We start from the raw sequence: 17,338 nt of genomic DNA, 5'->3' as shown, positions 1-17,338 counted from the left end.
GGGCGGCGCGGCGCAACCTCATGGTGCTGCCGCGCACGGCGGGACTGCACACCATCAATCGGCCGAAAGGAAGGCACGATGCCATTGTCAGAGGGCGATCCGGCCCCCAATTTCGACCTCCCCGCCTCGGGCGGCGGGCGGATCGCGCTGTCCGCGCTCCGTGGTCACAAGATCGTGCTCTACTTCTACCCGAAGGACGACACGAGCGGCTGCACCTTGGAGGCGCAGGACTTCAACGGCCTGCTGCCGGCCTTCGGCGACACCGCTGCGAAAGTGATCGGCCTGTCGCCGGATCCGGTGAAGAGCCACGACAAGTTCTGCGGCAAGTATGGCCTCGCCTTCCCGCTCGCCTCCGACGAGGACAAGGGCGTGCTGGAGGCCTACGGGGTCTGGGTCGAGAAGAGCATGTACGGGCGCAAGTACATGGGCGTCGAGCGCACCACCGTGCTGGTCGACCGGGAGGGGCGCATCGCCAGGATCTGGCCGAAGGTGAAGGTGCCCGGCCACGCCGAGGCGGTGCTGGAGGCTGCCCGGGCGCTGCCTTGATCGGGCGGGCCGCGACGGATCCTTAACCCTAATCGGGTCTGAATGGCGGCTCCCACGGGGCCGTCTTGATGCATCGCCCGCCGCTCTCCAAGATCCTCGCCGCCGGGCTCGCCCTTGCCCTCGTGTGGGCGCTCGGGGCCTCCTACCTGATCGTGTTCCACGACGACGTGCTCGCCGGCTTCGTCGCCCGCCAGACGGCGATGCGCGACGCCTACGAGGCCCGGCTCGCCGACCTGCAGGACCGGCTCGACCGGGCGGGCCGCGACCGGGCCGGTGCCGAATCGGGCCTGGCCGAGCGGGTCGCGGCGGCTTTGGAGCGCCAGGCCGAGCTGGAGCGGCGGCAGGCGGCGCTGGCCGGACTCGGAACCCGGATCAACGATCCGCTCACCACCGGGGCGCTGCCGCACCCGGACGAGCCCCCGGACGGGTTCGGCCTGCGCCCGGCCGAGGCGGGCGGGGTGCCCCGGTTCCCCGCCCTCCCCCGCCGCAGCGCCATCGACGCCGAGACCGGGCTGATCCGGCTGGAGGCGCGCCTCGACGGCCTGCGGGCCGCGCAGGGTGAGCGCCTCGCCCGGGTGGTCGAGCGGGCCGGCGACACGGTCCGGCGCCTGCGCGGGCTGATCGGCCGCACCGGCCTCGACCCCGATCGCCTCGATCCCACGACGGCCGGAACCGGCGGTCCGCTGGTTCCCCTCGACGCCCGCGCTTTGGATGGGACCGGCATCGCGAACGGCTTCGCGAGCACCCTGGACTTGGCCCGCCGGACGCTGGGCGACGGCGAGCGCCTGCACCGGCTCGCCGCAGCACTGCCGCTGCGCCGGCCGATCCGCGGCGAGCCGGTCGTGTCGAGCCCGTTCGGCACACGGCTCGACCCGTTCACCCGGGGGCTGGCGCTCCATACCGGCCTCGATCTGAAGGCCGAGTTCGGCGAGCCCGCCCGCGCCACCGCCCCCGGCCGGGTGAGTGCCGCGGACTATGCCGGCGGCTACGGCAACATGGTCGAGATCGACCATGGCCACGGCGTCGTCACCCGGTTCGGCCACCTCGCCCGCATCTCCGTCCGCCCCGGCCAGCGCGTCGCCGCGGGGGACATGATCGGCTCTGTCGGTTCGACCGGGCGCTCCACCGGGGCGCACCTGCATTACGAGACCCGGATCGACGGCGAGCCGATCGACCCCCAGCGCTTCCTCGAGGCCGGCGGCGACCTCGCGGCGGCGCTCGCCACCGATTGAGCCGTCGCCGGAATCAAGGACTGATGATAGCGTGGCGCCTCCGATCGGAGGCCGCCATGGCATCAGCCGTGAGGCGCGCCGCCCGCATGAGCGTCGCCGAATACCGGCGCTGGGTCGAGCCGCGCTGGGATCTGCTCGACGGCGGGGCCGGACGTGTCCATTGCCCTGCCGGAGCTCGGCGGTGCCCTGCCGGTGGGCGAGGCCTACGCCCGGGTGGCCGTCTGAACCGACGCTGTTGCGGGCGCGAGTGTGGGTGCTACCATCGCGTCGGGATCGGAGGGCGGCGATGGCTGTGGCCGCAAGGCGCGACGCGCGCATGGGATTTGCCGAGTTCAGGCGCTGGGTGGAGGACCGCCCGGATGCGGAGCGCTGGGAACTCCTCGACGGGGAGCCCGTGCTCATGTCGCCGCCGCGGGAGCGCCATCAGGCGATCGTCGCCAACCTGATCCGCCGGATCGGTGATCTCGCGGATGGACAGGGCTGCCGCGCCATGCCGGGCCTTGGGATCGTCAGCGCGGAGCAGGACGACTTCGTGCCGATTCCGGACGTGGTGGTGCGCTGCGGGCCGCCGCTGCCCGACGGCTATGCCCACGACCCGTTGCTGGTGGCCGAGGTGCTGTCGCCCTCGACCATGAGCCTGGACCGGGGGCGCAAGATCGACTTCTACCGCACGGTGCCGAGCCTCAAGGTCCTGCTGATCGTCTATTCCGACGAGGCCCGCGTCGAGGTGTGGCGCCGGGAGGCCGACGACTGGGCCGTGCAGGCGCTCGGCCTCGACGGCAGCCTTGCGCTGCCGGAACTCGACGGCACCGTGCCGGTAAGCGACATCTACCGCGGACTCGCCGTCTGAGCCCCCGCACCCGATCTCCACGCGCCGGTCTCCCCGGCCCAGCAGAGCGTCAAGGCACCGACTTGCCCCACTTCGAAGATTTCTACGCGGCCAAGCTGCGCGGCGCCCTCGGCGTGACGGACGCGGAATCCGTGCTCGACCTGCGCGGCGCCAACCGGGCGACCGCGGAGGCGTCCCTCAAGGACATGCTGGAGCGCAGCCGCTTTGCCAAGGGCAAGACCGTGGCGATCCGCCTGGACCCGCCCCCGGAGGGCGGCGGCGAGACCCTGTTCCAGCCGGCCGGCCGCCTGCTCCTCGACGCGAAGCGCCGCGGCCTGATCGAGCGCCTGCACACCCTGCCGGCCCAGGACGGACTCGGGTTCTACGTCGCTCTGTCCGGCCGCGCGGAGCGGACGCCCATGTGAACCGGTGTGATCCGGCCCCCGGTGTAGAGCTGGCAACGGATCGGGTCCGGACGTCCGGGCGTTGATCGGTCCCACCCCACCGGAGGCCGCTCGTGCCGAACCCAGAACTCCGCCCCGCCCGGTGCCGCGCATGAGGCCCCTCCCCGGTGGGCGCAACACCATCGAACGCATCGCCCGCTTCGGCTACGGCGCCCGCGGCATCGTCTACATCGTGGTCGGTGCCCTGGCGCTGCTTGCCGCCATCGGCCAGGGCGGCCGGGCCGGCGACAGCAAGGATGCCCTGCGCGCCGTCCTGAGCGGCCCGTTCGGCGCGGTCCTGGTCGGGGTGATCGCCCTGGGGCTTGCCGGCTTCGCGCTCTGGCGCCTGGTCGAGGGCGTGACCGACGCCGACCGGCGGGGGACCTCGGCCAAGGGGCTGGCGGTGCGCGGCGCCCACCTGATCAGCGCCGCGATCTATCTCGGCCTGGCCGTCAGCGCGGCCTCGCTCAGCCTCGGCCTCGGGATGAGCGGCGGCGACGGCATGCATGACGGCACCGCGTGGCTCCTGGCGAAACCCTACGGCCGCTGGCTCGTGGCGCTCGGCGGGCTCGGGGTGATCGGCGGCGGCTTCGGGTTCCTGGGCAAGGCCTGGCGGGGCGACGTCACCGACCGGCTCGCCCTCGACACCCAGGCCCGCGACCGCTGGGCCGGGCCGGTCGGCCGCTCCGGCTACGCGGCCCGGGGCATCGCCTTCCTGATCATCGGCGGATTCCTGGTGGCGGCGGCCTGGCACCAGCGCTCGTCGGACGCGAAGGGGCTGACCGAAGCCTTCGCGCTGCTGCGCGCTCAGCCCTACGGCTGGATCCTGCTTGGCCTGGTCGCGGCCGGGCACGCCGCCTTCGGGGCCTTCGGGCTGATCCAGGCCCGGTACCGGCACATCGACGCCCCCGACATCGACCGGGTCGACGACGCGGCCGGGGCGGCGGTCCGGGCGCTCACCTGAAAGATAAGTCTTTGTAAATCGTCGCCCGTGCCCCATGTAGAGTTCACCCTCCGCGCAATCCCGTGCCCTGGGCGACGATGCGGAGGCGAAAATGGCCCGGACTTTGATTACTGGTCGAGCACAGACGGTTACGACCGAGGATTTCAACGAGCGCGTCAAGACCCTGCTCGTCGACAAAATCTACCCGCTCAAGGGCCGGACCTACCAGAAGAACTTCAAGACCGGCTTCTCCGGCGCGATCGTCAAGTAGGACGATCGACCGGCCGGGCGCGCTCCTGAGGCGTCCGGCCCCGCGTTGACAGGGCGGATGCCGCGGCGGATACCGCGCGGCACCCCATCCGGCCCCCGATGCAGCAGCGCTTCTACAAGATCGCGGTGATGGTGGCCCACGACCTCGCGGCGACCGCCGCCGCCGTGGTGCTCACCTTCCTGTTCCGCTTCCAGGGCGGCATGCTGGACGAGCGGCTGCACGCCCTGCCGCTGCTGCTGCCGCCGTTCCTGCTCTTTGCCGGCCTCGTCTACGGCCGGTTCCGGCTGTACCGGACCAAGTGGCGCTTCGCCTCGCTGCAGGACCTCGCCGGGATCGTCCGGGCCGCCAGCGTCCTGGCACTCGCCCTGCTGGTGATCGACTGGGTCCTGGTCTCGGCCGACCTCTACGGCTTCTACTTCTTCGGCAAGATCGCGATTTTTCTGTACTGGGTCCTGCAGATCTTTCTGCTCGGGGGCGCACGCCTCGCGTTCCGGTACCTGAAGGACACCCGCTCCCGGCAATCGAGCGCCCGGGCCGCGACCGTGCCCACCCTGCTGCTCGGGCGCGGGGCCGATCTCGACGTGCTGATCCGCGCCATCGAGGCGGGCTCTGTCAAGAAACTGGCGCCCCGCGGGATCCTGTCGCCCCGGGCGGACGAGACCGGGCAGTTCATGCGCGGCGTGCCCGTGTTCGGTGGTTTCCGGGATCTCGAACGGGTGGTGGCGGAGCTGGCGGCGAGCGGCGAGCCGGTGCGGCGGCTGGTGGCCGCCCCCAGCGCCCTGGTCCCGGAGGCCGCCCCCGACGACCTCATCGCCCGCGCCCGGCGCCTCGGCCTGCCGCTGGCCCGCGTGGTCGGGCTCGGCGAGGGCGCGCAGGGCCCCGAATTGGCGCCCCTCGAGATCGAGGACCTGCTCCTGCGTCCCACCGTTGCGATCGACCGCCCGCGCCTCGAGGCGTTTTTGGCCGGCCGCCGGGTGGTGGTGACCGGGGGCGGCGGCTCGATCGGTTCGGAAATCTGCCTGCGGGCCGTAGCCTTCGGAGCCGCCGCGGTGCTGGTGCTCGAATCCTCGGAACCGGCTCTGCACGGCATCCTCAGCCATCCGGCGATCCTGTCCGCGAAGGCCGTGGTGACGGGCGTGCTCGCCGATATCCGCGACCGGGAGCGGATTCGTCAGGTCATTGCGGCGTTCCGGCCCGATTGCGTGGTCCATGCCGCCGCGCTCAAGCAGGTGCCCTACCTGGAGCGTGACTGGCAGGAGGGCATCAAGACCAACGTCTTCGGCTCGATCAACGTCGCCGAGGCTGCCGTGGCGGCGGGCGCGCGGGCGCTGGTGATGGTCTCCACCGACAAGGCGATCGAGCCGGTCTCGCAGCTCGGCGTGACCAAGCGCTTCGCCGAGATGGTCGCCCAGGCACTGGACGCCGAGCAGTCGGCCAGGCCGGACCATCCGACCCGGCTGATCGCGGTGCGTTTCGGCAACGTACTCGGCTCGGTCGGCTCGGTGGTCCCTGTGTTCAAGGGGCAGATCGCCCGGGGCGGGCCGGTCACGGTCACCGATCCCGACATGGTCCGCTACTTCATGACCGTGCGCGAGGCCTGCGACCTCGTGCTGACCGCGGCCTCCCACGCCGACGGCGAGGGCCGGACCGTCCCGGAGGCGGAGCGCGCCGCGGTCTACGTGCTCAAGATGGGCCAGCCGGTGCGGATCGCCGAGCTCGCCGAGCGGATGATCCGGCTCGCCGGGTTCGAGCCGGGGGTGGAGATCGAGATTGCGTATACCGGCGCCCGGCCCGGCGAGCGGCTCAACGAGATCCTGTTCGCCCGGGAGGAGCCCCGGGTCACCCTGCCGGGCATCGACGGGGTGATGGCGGCTCGCCCGGTCTTCGCCGACCGCGCCCGGCTCGACGCCTGGGTGGCGCAGCTGCGGGCGGCCGTCGCGGCGGGTGACCGGGCGGCCGCGGAGGCCGTGTTCGAGGCGGCGGTGCCGCATTTCCGCGAGCGCCACGCGCAACGGCCTGCCCAGCGGGAACTGGCCTCCCCTGCCGGAACCACGGTCGAGGCCGGGCCGCTCGCCGGGGCGGCGCCCGCAGCGATCGGCTGACCGGCGCTCAGCCCCCCTCCCGCGCCAGCCGCGCCAGCCCGTCGCGCGTCGGCGCGGCCGGGCGCCATCCGAGTGCCGCGAGGCCGTCGGCGCGGGCCTCCAGGCCCTCGGCCACCCGGGCGAACAACGCCTCCCGGCCGGTCAGCCGGCAGGTGAGCCCGAGGAGGCCGACCGGCACCGGGACCAGCCCGGGCTTGCGGCCGAGGCCGGCGCGCAGCGCCGTGAGCATCTCGGCGAGGCTGAGCGGATCCGGATCGGCGGCGATCAGGGCGGTGCGGATTGGGGCCGGCGCCCGCAGCACGGCGTCCACGGCCCCCGACAGGCTCTCCAGGGAGATCAGCGACCGCCGGGCCGCGAGGCCGCCCAGCGGGAGGGGATAGGGGCTGCGGGCGAGCCGCAGGAGCGTAGCCATGTTGCCCTTCACGCCCGCGCCGTAGACCAGCACCGGGCGGAGCGCGACCCAGTCGAGCCCGGTCTCGGCCAACGCCCGCTCGGCCTCCAGCTTGGAGCGGCCGTAGGCGTCGGTGGGCCGGGGCTCATCGCCCTCCCCGACCACGCCCGGCGCGCTGGCCCCGACCTGCGCGCGGATCGAGGACAGGAACACGAACCGGCGCACCCGCGCGCGGGCGGCCGCCTCGGCGAGCTTGCGCGTCGCCTCGGTGTTGAGGGTGCGGTAATCGTCCTCGGGCGCCCCCGACATGGCGTGGGCGAGACCCGCCGAATGCACCACGGCGTCGACGCCGCTGAGCGCCGCCGCCATGTTGATCGGGCGGGTCAGGTCGCCCACGACCGCGCTCGCGGCGCCGTCCGGCAGGGCGGTCGGCCGGCGCAGCAGGACCCGGACCTTGTAGCCGCGGGCGGTGAGGTCGGCGAGCAGATGGCGGCCGATGAACCCGGTGGCCCCGGTGAGCGCGATCAATCCGGTCACGAGTGGGCAACCCCTTCGGCGGGCGCGCGGGCGAAGCGGCGGAGCAGGGCGGCGACCAGGGCGAGCCCGGCCGCGAGCGCCCCGAGCGTGACCGGCCAGGACGGCCAAAACAAGGTCGCGGCGGCGAGCCCGGCCAGCACGAGGTTGACCGCGAACACCCGCGCCACGACCCCCGGGACCGTGAGGCCGTGATCGGTGGCGCGCTGGTAGTAATGGCCGCGATGCGCCTCCCAGACCCGCTCGCCCCGGGCGGCCCGGGCGGCCAGCGTCAGGCTGGCATCGGCGAGGTAGACGAGCGGCAGCAGCAGGGCGGCGGCAAGCCCGCCCGCCAGGGCCAGCTGGCACAGCAGCCAGGCGGTGACGAGCCCGATCGGCAGCGAGCCGACATCCCCGAGGAAGAGGTTCGCCACGGGCCGGTTGAACGGCGCGAAGCCGAGCATGGCCCCGAGCAGGCAGGAAGCCACAAGGGCGGGCAGCGGCGGCAGGTATCCCGCGAGCCCGAGGAGCAGCAGCGCCCCGGTGACCGGGACGATCTCGGCCACCGTCAGCCAGTCGAGCCCGTCCATGAAGTTCATCAGGTTGACGAACCAGACCCCCGCCAGCAGCGCGAGCCCGCGCTCGAGCCAGAGGGGCGCCCCGGGCAGCAGCCGGCCGTCGAGCTGCCAGACCAGCAGGCCGACGACGCCCGCCTGCACGGCGAGCCGCAGGGCGGCCGGCAGCGGGCGCAGATCGTCCACGGCGCCGAGCAACGCCAGCACCAGGGTGCCGCTCGCGAGCCGCACCCAATCCGGTCGGCCGCCGATCTCGGGTGCCGCGATCAGGAGTCCGGATATGGTCACGAGCGCCGTCACCACGGCGATCCCGCCCCCCTGCGGGGTCGGCACCGTGTGGCTCGACCGGGCGTTCGGCCGCGCCAGGGCGTAGCGCTGGAGGGCCGGGCGCAACCGCAGGATCAGCCCGGCCGACAGGGCGGCGGCGAGCAGGACGGCGAGGAGGAGGATCGTTGCGAGGGCGGACGGCATGGCGCCGTCCTACGCGATCCGCGGCGCGATCGGGAAGGCGCGCACGCCCGGATCCCGGCGTGCGCCTCCCTCAGTAAACCTGCGCACCCTCCCGCGCCGGCTCCGGCGGGCTGCCCTGCCGGTCGAGACTCTTCTCCACGACCTTGGCGAGACCGATCATGATCGCGTCGATGGCATAGTCCTTGGGCGTGTAGACCGCGCGCACGCCCATGTTCTTGAGGACCAGCTCGTCTTCGGGGGAGATGATGCCGCCGACCACCACCGGGATGTGGTCGAGCCCCGCCTCGCGCATCTGGGCGCGGACCTCGCGGACCAGCGGCACGTGGCTGCCGGACAGGATCGACAGGCCGACCACGTGGGCGCCGGTCTCCTTCGCCTTGGCGACGATCTCCGCCGGGGTCTGGCGGATACCGTCATAGGTGACGTCGAAGCCGACATCCCGGGCACGCAGCGCGATCTGCTCGGCGCCGTTCGAGTGGCCGTCGAGGCCCGGCTTGCCGACCACGAGCCGCGGGGTCTCGCCGAGCCGCTCGCCGAGATCGGCGATCAGGAGCTTGGCCTCCTCGGCCGCCCCGGAGGAGACGGTTTCGAGGCTCACCCCGGTGGGGGCCCGGTACTCGCCGAACACCTGCCGCAGGCGCTCGCCCCACTCGCCGGTGGTGACGCCGGCCTTCGCGGCCGCGATCGAGACCGGCATGATGTTGGCGCCCGAGCGCGCCGCCTGCTCGAGGGCCTCGAGCGCCTGGCCGACCGCTTGGTCGTCGCGCTTGCTGCGCCAGTCGCGAATGCGCCCCTGCGCCTCCATCTCCACCGTCTCGGACACGGAGAAGATCGCGCCCTCCCCGGCGGTGAGCGGCGAGGGCTCGCCCTGCTGCCACTTGTTGACGCCGACGACGATCTGCTCGCCGGCCTCGATCGCCGAGATCCGCTTGGCGTTCGACTCGACCAGGGCGCGCTTGAGGGCGCCGGTCTCCACCGCGGCGACCGCGCCGCCGATGCCGCCGATCCGCTCCAGCTCGGCCCGGGTCTCGGCCTTCAGAGCCTCGACCTTGGCCTCGATGACCTTCGAGCCGTCGAAGATATCGTCATATTCCAGAAGATCGGTCTCGAAGGCCAGGATCTGCTGCATGCGCATCGACCATTGCTGGTCCCAGGGCCGCGGCAGGCCGAGCGCCTCGTTCCAGGCCGGCAGCTGCACCGCTCGGGCGCGGGCACGCTTAGAGAGGGTCACGGCCAGCATCTCGATCAGGATGCGGTGGACGTTATTTTCAGGTTGTTGTTCCGTCAGTCCGAGACTGTTCACCTGCACGCCATACCGAAAGATCCGCTTCTTCGGGTCGTCGATGCCGTAGCGCTCCTGGGCGATCTCGTCCCAGAGCTCGGCGAAGGCCCGCATCTTGCAGATCTCGGTGACGAAGCGCAGCCCGGCATTCACGAAGAACGAGATCCGCCCGAACACGTCGGAGAAGCTCTTTTCGTCGAATTCGGGGTCGTCGCGCACGGTGTCGAGCACCGCGATGGCGATGGCCAGCGCGTAGGACAGCTCCTGGACCGGCGTCGCCCCCGCCTCCTGCAGGTGGTAGGAGCAGACGTTCATCGGGTTCCACTTCGGCACGTTCTGGGTCGTGAACAGGATCACGTCCTTGGTGAGCCGGAGCGAGGGCGCGGGCGGGAACACGTAGGTCCCGCGCGACAGGTATTCCTTGATGATGTCGTTCTGGGTCGTGCCCTGGAGGGCGTCGAAGGGCGCACCCTGCTCCTCGGCCACCGCCAGGTAGAGCGCCAGCAGCCACGGGGCCGTGGCGTTGATGGTCATCGAGGTGTTCATCTGGGCGAGCGGGATGTCCTGGAACAGGGTCCGCATGTCGCCGAGATGCGCGATCGAGACGCCGACCTTGCCGACCTCGCCGCGCGCCAGCTCGTGATCGGGGTCGTAGCCGGTCTGGGTCGGCAGGTCGAAGGCCACCGACAGGCCGGTCTGGCCCTTGGCGAGGTTGCCCCGGTAGAGAGCGTTGGACTCCGCGGCGTTGGAATGGCCCGCATAGGTGCGGATGATCCAGGGTTTATCGCGGGGCGTCTTGTCGCCCGTGGTCTCCGCGACGCGCACGCCCATCCTGGCCTCCATGTGGTCTTCTTCACTATCCGCGCTCGGGGCGCAGTCTTGGCCGCACCGTAGCGAAGGCCGTTGGGCGCGTCATCCGCGACAGAAGTGCAAGACGGCCCAGGAGGGCCCGGAAAGACTTTAAAAAAGTTGTGCGGGCCGACAGCCGGATTTGAAGGCGACGGCCGATCAGCGCGGCAGCACGACCGCGCGCGGGGCGCCTTGGTTCGGGCCGTCGAAGAATACCAGCACCCGCTGCCCGTCCGCATTCTCGTCGAGAGGTAGCAGCGCCTCCGGCTTCTCCTTCCTCGGGTAGCCGGCCAGATCGCGGCGCTTGCGCGGCGCCCCCGTGCCGTCCCACGCGAACACCGTGTAGTCGCCGGCCGCGACCGCCCCGTCCTCCGGGTCGAGCATCGGCCCCGCCAGGATCAGGAAGCCGTCCGGCACGGCCACCAGGTCGCGCACGCCCCGCTTCTGCCCGTGACTATCGGGGCCGAGCGCCACCGTGGCGAGGGTCCCGGTGCCCGGCTTGCCGTCGAACAGGCCGGCGAGGGGAACCGACACGATCGCGGCGCTGCCATCCGCGAGCACCGGACCGCGCAGGCCGACATGGAGCCGGCCGCCGCGCACCGCGACGCCCTCGACGGTGACGCCGCCCTCCTCCAGGGCCCTGTCGTGGAAGGGGGCCAGCGCCGGAATATCGGCGATGATCTGCGCCAGCGCTGCCGTACCGGTGATCTCGGGCTCGGCGCGGAGTTGGCCGGTCTCCGGGTCCACGGCCTTGGGATCGAGGCGGATCCGGAACAGGTGCCGGGTCGCCTCGGCCCGCGCGTCGCCCTCGGCACCCTGGCCGTGCTCGCGCCGGGGGCGGCCATGCGAGCCGACGACGTAGAAGGCCCCGTCCGCGTAGGCCACGCCCTCGGCGTCGAGCTCCAGCGGCTCGCCCTTTTGGGTGGCGTCGATCAGCCGGATGAAGCGTCCGGCGACGAGGCTGCCGTCCCGGAGGATCGCCACCTGCGCGCCCTGGGCCTCGTCGTCGGCCACGAGGCAGATCCGCGGAAAGCCGGTCTCGGTGGCGCAGGCGATCCCGCTCACGTCCTTGGCCTTGTCGCTCCGCCCGGCCTCGGCGGGATGTTTTGGGTCGGGCTCGCCGAGGAGCTTGCCGCTGACCGCCCAGGGCTTGGACGGGTCATGTGCCGAGACCGTCACGGGCAGGGCCGCCGCGAGCCCGCAGGCGAGCGCGACCCGGAGCAGAGCGGTCGTGGCCGGACGCCCGACGGTGGCCGTGAGGTTGAGCATGGCGCAGCGCATCCCCGCGCGGGCTATCGATGCGACCGCGATACTCCAAAGCGGCTTGCAGCGCACCCGAACAGACGCCGGTCGATGAAAGCCCCGATCGTCATCGCACTCAGCCGGACCCCGCCGTCTCGTGGTATAACGTCGACCGGAATGGTCGGCGCCGCATCCTGAAAGGTCTCGGGATCGACACCCGGCAGGCCGCCGCCGAATAATACTTGGTCTGCGGGAAAGGCGAATTTGAATACGCAGGTGCCGGCCTTGAGCCTGCGCCTTTTTCACATCTGAAACCCTTGGGTTTCGACTTTCGGCCCACTTGGACGCTTCGGATATCGCCGCTATAGCGCGGATGAGAACCGCGGCCTTTGAGAACCACGCGGGACGAGAGGAGAGCGAGATGGCGGCGAGCGCTGCGGTCAGTCCGGCGGGCGGCGAGGTCAAGGACCTCTACGAGATGGGCGAGATCCCGCCGCTGGGTCACGTGCCGGCCAAGATGTACGCCTGGGCGATCCGGCGCGAGCGCCACGGGCCCCCGGAGCAGTCGCACCAGCTCGAAGTGCTGCCGGTCTGGGAGATCGGCGACGACGAGGTGCTGGTCTACGTCATGGCCGCTGGCGTGAACTACAACGGCGTCTGGGCCGGGCTGGGCGAGCCGATCTCGCCCTTCGACGTGCACAAGGGCGAATACCACATCGCCGGCTCGGACGCGTCGGGCATCGTCTGGAAGGTCGGCGCCAAGGTGAAGCGTTGGAAGGTCGGCGACGAGGTCATCGTCCACTGCAACCAGGACGACGGCGACGACGAGGAGTGCAACGGCGGCGACCCGATGTTCTCGCCGACCCAGCGCATCTGGGGCTACGAGACCGGGGACGGCTCCTTCGCGCAGTTCTGCCGGGTGCAGTCGCGCCAGCTGATGCACCGGCCCAAGCACCTCACCTGGGAGGAGGCGGCCTGCTACACGCTGACCCTCGCCACCGCCTACCGCATGCTGTTCGGCCACGCGCCGCACACGGTCCGGCCGGGCCAGAACGTGCTGATCTGGGGCGCCTCCGGGGGCCTGGGCGTGTTCGGCGTGCAGCTCTGCGCGGCCTCGGGCGCCAATGCGATCGCCGTGATCTCGGACGATTCGAAGCGCGATTACGTGATGAGCCTCGGCGCCAAGGGCGTGATCAACCGCAAGGACTTCAACTGCTGGGGGCAGCTGCCCACGGTGAACTCGCCTGAGTTCCATGCCTGGACGAAGGAAGCTCGGAAGTTCGGCAAGGCGATCTGGGAGATCACCGGCAAGCAGGATGTCGACATCGTGTTCGAGCACCCGGGCGAGGCGACCTTCCCGGTCTCGGCGCTGGTGGTGAAGCGCGGCGGCATGGTGGTGTTCTGCGCCGGCACCACCGGCTTCAACATCACCTTCGATGCCCGCTACGTCTGGATGCGCCAGAAGCGGATCCAGGGCTCGCACTTCGCCCACCTGAAGCAGGCCTCGGCGGCCAACCAGTTCGTGATGGACCGCCGGGTCGACCCGTGCATGAGCGAGGTTTTCCCCTGGGACAAGATCCCCCAGGCGCACACCAAGATGTGGAAGAACCAGCACCCGCCGGGCAACATGGCCTGCCTGGTCAACTCCCCCCGTGCCGGCCTGCGCACGGTCGAGGACGTGATCGAGGCCGGCCCGCTCAAGCGCTGACGCCGCCCCCGGCCTCCGCATCCGAGCGGGGGCCGGGCAGCCAGCCCACATCCCGATCGTCGTCGCACCCCTTGCCCCCGGCCCGGCCGGGAGCGAGAACGGCCGCGCGCGTTCCAGCACCCGAGCCGGGTCGATGACCGATTCGGCGTGAGGCGTGCGGGCGAGCGGGGTGTCGGGCGCGGCCCGGCCTCGGTACTGGGGGTTCTGGACTTGGCCGGCGACGACGATTCTTACGTGTACGACGAGGCGACGGGTGAGTGGCTCCCGCCCGGTCAGGCGGGTGCTGCGGCGGCGCCCGGACCGGCGGAGGTGCGCGATTCGGCCGGCAACGTCCTGGCCGACGGCGACTCGGTCACGCTGATCAAGGACCTGAAGGTCAAGGGCGCGAACCAGACCCTGAAGCAGGGCACCGTCATCCGGTCCATCCGCCTCACGGACGATCCCGAAGAGATCGATTGCCGCCACGACACCATCAAGGGGCTCGTCCTGCGCACCGAGTTCGTGCGCAAGCGCTAGATCGTCAGGGGTTCAAAAGGTCCGGGACCTTTGGTGGGTCCAGGGCCGCGCCCTGGGTCGAGCGAAGCGCGATGCCATCGGGGCTCTGCCCCGATACCCCGCCAAAGGGCTGAGCCCTTCGGAAGCCCGGCCTCTCACCGGCGCTTGGACTCCTCCTGCGGGAGGTGCCGCCCGTAGGCTTCCTGCTTCTCGGCGCGTTCCTGGATCAGGTCGGCATAGGCCTGCCGCATCTCGGGGGAGACGCTGACGCTCTTGCCCTTGGTCGGCTTGCGCTTGGGCGCCTTCTTGAAGGTGTTGTTGGTCTCGCTCATGCCGGGCTCCACGTCGGACCATGGCGGCGGCGCGCGGCCGGCTGGAGGTCCGAGTCGAGTCCCGATTCGGAGTCCGGGCCGGCCCGCGAGGCCGGACTCCTGCCCTCTAGCGCATCGCGCGGCCGCGTGCACGGGACCGGGGCGCGTCGTCAGGTCGATTTCCGCCCCGCATGGGGGCTGACATCTTCGATCTGGCGCGCTGCGGAGCCCTCTGCCAAGGTTGCCGCGTCGAGCGTCGGGGGCGGCGATGGATTCGCGTGAGGCGGGGCACGGATCGGGTCGGTCGATGGCGTCGCGGGGCCGGCGGACGGCCCCGCTCCTGCCAGCCGCCCTCCTGCTGGGCTGCCTGACGGCGCCGGGACTCGCCCAGGACCATCCGGCCCCGAGCCGGCCCGCCCTGAAAGCCGCGTCCCCTGCCCGCCCCGCCGCGCCCGACCCGGCCTTCGAGGCGGCCAGGGCCGCCTTCGAGGCGCTGCCCGAGGCGGAGCGCAAAGCGATCCAGGACGCGCTGGTCTGGACCGGCGATTTCAACGCCGTGGTTTCGGGGGCGTTCGGGCGCCGGACCTACGACGCGCTGACGGCCTACCGGACCCGGGCCGGCGGACCCGATCCCCTCGATCCGCGCGAACGGGCCGCGTTGCTCGCGGCGGGCGAGGCGGCCAAGGCCGCGGCGCGCTTCCGGATTGCAACCGATCCCGCCAGCGGCGCGGTGATGGGCGTGCCCGAGCGGCTGCTGTCGAAGCACTCTGCCCTGCAAGCCGGCACCCGCTGGCAGAGCGCGGACGGGCGCGTGACCCTTGAGACCCGGGCCTTCCCGCCCGGGACCGAGACCCTGGACCACCTGTTCGACGAGGCCACGGCGCCGCGTCCCAACCGCAAGGTGACCTACAGGCTGCGGCGTCCGGATTCCCTGGTGGTCACCGCCGAGACCGGACCCGGCCTGTCCTACATCCGCTACGATGCCGGGTCGCAGGGCGTGCGCGGCTTCCTGATCGGCTACGACCGCGCCCTGGCGCCGGAGGTCGGCCGAATGGTGATCGCGGTGGCCAACGCCTTCGAGCCGTTTCCGGCGGCGGTCGCGGCGGCGCCCGCCAAGCCCGCCGCGGGCGTCCCATCCGCGACGGCTGCCCCTCTGCCCCTGAGGGGACCCGCTGAACTTGCCGAGGGGGCGGGAACGGGGCTTGCGGTCGCGCCGGGGCGGGTGCTCATCGCATCCGCTGTCCTGGAAGGCTGCGCCGCGCCGCGCATCGGGCAGACGCCCGTCCGGGTGCTCGCCACCGATCCATCCGGCCTCGCGCTGCTCGAGGCGTCGGGCGCCCCGGCCCCGGCCCGGGTGGTGGTGCGGCCGGATCCGCTCGCGGCCGAAGAGACCTTGATCGCCCTTGCCCCTGGAGCGGACGGGGTTCAGGCGGCACCGGCGACGGCCGTCACGGGCGGCGTGATCGTACCGCTGCAGCCGGGCGGGGCCGGGGCGCCGGTGCTCGATCGGTCGGGCCGTCTCGTCGGGCTCGTCGCCCGCTATCCGGCGGCGCCGCGCCGGGTCGCCGGCATCGTGCCGCCCGGGCGCCTGGCCCTGGTGCCGGCGAAGGCCGTCGCGGCCTTCCTGGCCGGCCAGGGCATCGCCGAGGCGAAGCCGCGTCCGGATGGCGGGCCCGGCGCTCTGGCCCCCGCGCTCGTCGCGATCGCCTGCCGGTAGGCTCGGCCGCCGCGGTTGGTCGTGGACGATCCCGCCGGACCGAGATCCGGTCCGGCGGGCCCTGCGTCCGAGAGGGTGTGCGGGGCTTAGAGCCGGCCGGTGACCAGCAGGACGATCAGCACGATCAGCAGGATGCCGCCGAGGCCGAAGCCGGGGCCGCGATAGGCGCCGCCGCCCAGGAAGCCGCCGCCGCCGAAGGCCAGGATGATCAGGATGATGAGGAGAATGGTAACGAGGGACATAGAACGGGCTCTCCGGACGGTCGCGCTGTTGCGAGCGTGACCGTTCAAACGCTGCGACAATCCGTTCCGTTCAACGCAGGGCCACGCTTTTGTGAGGATATTGTCCGGATGAGGCTGTAGTTCTCAAGCGTGCCAATCCGGCAACACATCCTGGGGCGCCTCGAGCCAGCCCGGCACCGGCAGGTTCCGTTCGGTCAGGAAGACCGGGTTGAACAGCTTCGAGGCATAGCGCGCCGCCCCGTCGCACAGGATCGTCACCACCGTGTGGCCGGGGCCGAGTTCCCGCGCCAGCCGGATCGCCCCGGCGACGTTGATGCCGGACGAGCCGCCGAGCGACAGGCCTTCTTCCCGCATCAGCCCGAAGACGATGTCGAGGGCCTCCCGGTCGGGGATCCGGAAGGCGTGGTCCGGGGTGAAGCCGTCGAGGTTCCGGGTGATGCGGCCCTGCCCGATCCCCTCGGTGATCGACGAGCCCTCCGCCTTCAGGGTGCCGGTCGTGTAATGCGCGTAGAGGGCGGAGCCCTCCGGGTCGGCGAGCGCGATGCGCACGCCCGGGTTGCGGGCCCGCAGCGCCGCCGCGGTGCCGGCCAGCGTCCCGCCGGTCCCGGCGGCGCAGACGAAGCCGTCGACCCGGCCATCGGTCTGGTCCCAGATCTCCGGGCCGGTGCCGTCCACATGCGCCTGCCGGTTGGCCACGTTGTCGAACTGGTCGGCGAAGAACGCCCCGTTGGCTTCCGTGGCGGCGAGCTTCTCGGCCAGCCGCCGGGCGACGTGGACGTAGTTGTTCGGGTTGGCAAACGGCACCGCCGGCACCTCGACGAGGCGGGCGCCGGCGAGCCGCAGGGTCTGCTTCTTCTCCTCGGACTGGGTGACCGGGATGACGATCAGCGTCCGGTAGCCGCGCACGGAGGCGACCAGGGCGAGGCCGATGCCGGTATTGCCGGCGGTGCCCTCCACGATGGTGCCGCCCGGCCGGATCAGGCCTCTCGCCTCGGCATCCTGCACGATAGCGAGCGCCGCCCGGTCCTTCACCGACAGGCCCGGATTGAGGAACTCGGCCTTCCCGAAGATATCGCAGCCGGTGGCCTCGGAGGCGCGGCGCAGCCGGATCAGCGGCGTATCGCCGATCGCGGCGAGGACGTCGGGACGGGCGGTGCGATTCGGGGTCGTCATGCG

General features: G+C 72.0%; 17 protein-coding genes. 10 read left to right on the top strand and 7 right to left on the bottom strand.

All coding sequences use genetic code 11. The features are described 5' to 3' along the window. The first annotated feature begins 78 nt into the window (after positions 1-78). The 7 genes from MKK65_RS20215 (at position 79) to MKK65_RS20185 (ending at position 6,366) form a co-directional block, all read left to right on the top strand. On the top strand, positions 79-546 hold the full coding sequence (locus tag MKK65_RS20215) for a peroxiredoxin (protein WP_243959934.1): 468 nt from the start codon (positions 79-81) through the stop codon (positions 544-546). Between the two features lie 68 nt (positions 547-614). Further along, the gene (locus tag MKK65_RS20210; RefSeq protein ID WP_243959933.1) at positions 615-1,778 is read left to right on the top strand and encodes a M23 family metallopeptidase; all 1,164 of its coding nucleotides are present in this window, start codon (positions 615-617) and stop codon (positions 1,776-1,778) included. Between the two features lie 286 nt (positions 1,779-2,064). Then, positions 2,065-2,628: a Uma2 family endonuclease gene (locus tag MKK65_RS20205; RefSeq protein WP_243959932.1), complete on the top strand. Its 564-nt coding sequence runs from the start codon at positions 2,065-2,067 to the stop codon at positions 2,626-2,628. A gap of 62 nt (positions 2,629-2,690) precedes the next feature. Beyond that, a complete protein-coding gene (locus MKK65_RS20200; protein WP_058190635.1) occupies positions 2,691-3,032 on the top strand; it encodes a hypothetical protein in 342 nt (113 codons plus the stop codon). 130 nt (positions 3,033-3,162) lie between these two features. Further along, a complete protein-coding gene (locus MKK65_RS20195) occupies positions 3,163-4,014 on the top strand; it encodes a DUF1206 domain-containing protein (RefSeq protein ID WP_058190636.1) in 852 nt (283 codons plus the stop codon). A 91-nt stretch (positions 4,015-4,105) separates the two neighbouring features. Further along, positions 4,106-4,264: a hypothetical protein gene (locus MKK65_RS20190; protein ID WP_201025703.1), complete on the top strand. Its 159-nt coding sequence runs from the start codon at positions 4,106-4,108 to the stop codon at positions 4,262-4,264. A gap of 98 nt (positions 4,265-4,362) precedes the next feature. Next, positions 4,363-6,366, top strand: coding sequence for an SDR family NAD(P)-dependent oxidoreductase (locus tag MKK65_RS20185; RefSeq protein WP_243959931.1), 2,004 nt, complete (start codon positions 4,363-4,365; stop codon positions 6,364-6,366). A gap of 7 nt (positions 6,367-6,373) precedes the next feature. Here the strand turns inward: MKK65_RS20185 and MKK65_RS20180 are convergent, their stop codons facing one another. The 4 genes from MKK65_RS20180 to MKK65_RS20165 form a co-directional block, all read right to left on the bottom strand. Continuing rightward, positions 6,374-7,294 (bottom strand): NAD-dependent epimerase/dehydratase family protein, encoded by a 921-nt coding sequence (locus tag MKK65_RS20180; protein ID WP_243959930.1) that lies wholly within the window; start codon positions 7,292-7,294, stop codon positions 6,374-6,376. Then, positions 7,291-8,316: an MraY family glycosyltransferase gene (locus tag MKK65_RS20175; RefSeq protein WP_243959929.1), complete on the bottom strand. Its 1,026-nt coding sequence runs from the start codon at positions 8,314-8,316 to the stop codon at positions 7,291-7,293. The genes MKK65_RS20180 and MKK65_RS20175 overlap by 4 nt, the downstream gene beginning before the upstream one ends. Positions 8,317-8,386: 70 nt before the next feature. After that, on the bottom strand, positions 8,387-10,429 hold the full coding sequence (locus tag MKK65_RS20170; protein ID WP_243960018.1) for a protein meaA: 2,043 nt from the start codon (positions 10,427-10,429) through the stop codon (positions 8,387-8,389). A 177-nt stretch (positions 10,430-10,606) separates the two neighbouring features. After that, on the bottom strand, positions 10,607-11,716 hold the full coding sequence (locus MKK65_RS20165) for a DUF3616 domain-containing protein (RefSeq protein WP_243959928.1): 1,110 nt from the start codon (positions 11,714-11,716) through the stop codon (positions 10,607-10,609). A gap of 394 nt (positions 11,717-12,110) precedes the next feature. On the opposite strand from MKK65_RS20165, the gene ccrA reads away from it, so the two are divergent. Next, entirely contained in the window at positions 12,111-13,397 is a 1,287-nt protein-coding gene (gene ccrA / locus MKK65_RS20160) for a crotonyl-CoA carboxylase/reductase (protein WP_243959927.1), read from the top strand. A gap of 210 nt (positions 13,398-13,607) precedes the next feature. Continuing rightward, positions 13,608-13,913 carry an alkylphosphonate utilization protein gene (locus tag MKK65_RS20155; RefSeq protein WP_243960017.1) on the top strand — a complete coding sequence of 102 codons (306 nt, stop codon included), beginning with the start codon at positions 13,608-13,610 and terminating at the stop codon, positions 13,911-13,913. Between the two features lie 134 nt (positions 13,914-14,047). On the opposite strand, the gene MKK65_RS20150 is transcribed toward MKK65_RS20155, so the two are convergent. Then, positions 14,048-14,224, bottom strand: a complete 177-nt coding sequence (locus MKK65_RS20150) for a hypothetical protein (RefSeq protein ID WP_201025704.1) — start codon at positions 14,222-14,224, stop codon at positions 14,048-14,050. 286 nt (positions 14,225-14,510) lie between these two features. Between MKK65_RS20150 and MKK65_RS20145 the strand changes: the two genes are divergently transcribed. After that, positions 14,511-15,920: a serine protease gene (locus tag MKK65_RS20145; RefSeq protein WP_243959926.1), complete on the top strand. Its 1,410-nt coding sequence runs from the start codon at positions 14,511-14,513 to the stop codon at positions 15,918-15,920. A gap of 86 nt (positions 15,921-16,006) precedes the next feature. Here the strand turns inward: MKK65_RS20145 and MKK65_RS20140 are convergent, their stop codons facing one another. Beyond that, on the bottom strand, positions 16,007-16,162 hold the full coding sequence (locus MKK65_RS20140) for a hypothetical protein (RefSeq protein ID WP_007563230.1): 156 nt from the start codon (positions 16,160-16,162) through the stop codon (positions 16,007-16,009). 123 nt (positions 16,163-16,285) lie between these two features. After that, positions 16,286-17,335: a cysteine synthase A gene (locus tag MKK65_RS20135; RefSeq protein ID WP_243959925.1), complete on the bottom strand. Its 1,050-nt coding sequence runs from the start codon at positions 17,333-17,335 to the stop codon at positions 16,286-16,288. Positions 17,336-17,338: the final 3 nt, after the last annotated feature.

Origin of the sequence: Methylobacterium sp. J-001 (assembly GCF_022829565.1) — a bacterium.
Classification (GTDB): domain Bacteria; phylum Pseudomonadota; class Alphaproteobacteria; order Rhizobiales; family Beijerinckiaceae; genus Methylobacterium.
The sequence above is the reverse complement of the archived record's forward strand: the minus strand, read 5'-3'. Positions and strand labels throughout refer to the sequence as shown.

Excerpts from the sequence above, each read along its gene's own strand:
- MKK65_RS20195 (WP_058190636.1), top strand. The coding sequence starts at position 3,163 with ATGAGGCCCCTCCCCGGTGGGCGCAACACCATCGAACGCATCGCCCGC.
- MKK65_RS20140 (WP_007563230.1), bottom strand. The coding sequence starts at position 16,162 with ATGTCCCTCGTTACCATTCTCCTCATCATCCTGATCATCCTGGCCTTC.
- MKK65_RS20150 (WP_201025704.1), bottom strand. The coding sequence starts at position 14,224 with ATGAGCGAGACCAACAACACCTTCAAGAAGGCGCCCAAGCGCAAGCCG.
- MKK65_RS20175 (WP_243959929.1), bottom strand. The coding sequence starts at position 8,316 with ATGCCGTCCGCCCTCGCAACGATCCTCCTCCTCGCCGTCCTGCTCGCC.
- MKK65_RS20215 (WP_243959934.1), top strand. The coding sequence starts at position 79 with ATGCCATTGTCAGAGGGCGATCCGGCCCCCAATTTCGACCTCCCCGCC.
- MKK65_RS20185 (WP_243959931.1), top strand. The coding sequence starts at position 4,363 with ATGCAGCAGCGCTTCTACAAGATCGCGGTGATGGTGGCCCACGACCTC.
- ccrA (WP_243959927.1), top strand. The coding sequence starts at position 12,111 with ATGGCGGCGAGCGCTGCGGTCAGTCCGGCGGGCGGCGAGGTCAAGGAC.
- MKK65_RS20170 (WP_243960018.1), bottom strand. The coding sequence starts at position 10,429 with ATGGGCGTGCGCGTCGCGGAGACCACGGGCGACAAGACGCCCCGCGAT.
- MKK65_RS20205 (WP_243959932.1), top strand. The coding sequence starts at position 2,065 with ATGGCTGTGGCCGCAAGGCGCGACGCGCGCATGGGATTTGCCGAGTTC.
- MKK65_RS20135 (WP_243959925.1), bottom strand. The coding sequence starts at position 17,335 with ATGACGACCCCGAATCGCACCGCCCGTCCCGACGTCCTCGCCGCGATC.
- MKK65_RS20190 (WP_201025703.1), top strand. The coding sequence starts at position 4,106 with ATGGCCCGGACTTTGATTACTGGTCGAGCACAGACGGTTACGACCGAG.
- MKK65_RS20145 (WP_243959926.1), top strand. The coding sequence starts at position 14,511 with ATGGCGTCGCGGGGCCGGCGGACGGCCCCGCTCCTGCCAGCCGCCCTC.
- MKK65_RS20210 (WP_243959933.1), top strand. The coding sequence starts at position 615 with ATGCATCGCCCGCCGCTCTCCAAGATCCTCGCCGCCGGGCTCGCCCTT.
- MKK65_RS20165 (WP_243959928.1), bottom strand. The coding sequence starts at position 11,716 with ATGCTCAACCTCACGGCCACCGTCGGGCGTCCGGCCACGACCGCTCTG.